This window comes from Mesorhizobium sp. M4B.F.Ca.ET.089.01.1.1 (assembly GCF_004022605.1).
Lineage (GTDB): Bacteria > Pseudomonadota > Alphaproteobacteria > Rhizobiales > Rhizobiaceae > Mesorhizobium > Mesorhizobium abyssinicae.
On sequence record NZ_RZOS01001565.1, the window covers coordinates 1 to 395 of the forward strand.

Below are 395 nucleotides of genomic sequence, written 5' to 3' on the forward strand. Positions count from 1 at the left end.
CAGGCCAAGCGCCACGACAGAGGCAAGAATGCCCGGCTCGACGAAGGGTACCGGCACATGCAGCATGCCGAGCGCGCCGCCCGCCAGCATGACGCCGACGAAGGCCAGCGGCCATGCCCATATCGCCTTGCCACCCTTGAGCGCCGCCCAGAGCCCGACCGCGACCATCGCGGTCATGTGGTCGAGGCCGGACAGCGGATGCATGAAGCCGGCGGTGAAGGACGAGGTCGTGCCGACGCCGACATGGGCATAGGCGGGCATCGCCGCTGCCAGCAGCATGACGGCGGTCAGCGTGGTGCGTTTGGTCGAAGCTGAGATCATCGAGTTGCCTTCTCTTATGCCTTCTCTGGGGACGGTCAGGCGGCCACGCGGGGGCCGCAGCCCTCGGCCTTGAG

1 protein-coding gene is annotated in these 395 nt (G+C 68.1%); it reads right to left on the reverse strand.

Features of this window, described 5'->3' with window-relative positions; translation table 11 throughout:
• A partial coding sequence (locus EN780_RS38305) for a HupE/UreJ family protein (RefSeq protein WP_133373047.1) occupies positions 1-321 on the reverse strand: 321 nt, incomplete at its 3' end.
• Between the last annotated feature and the right edge of the window lie 74 nt (positions 322-395).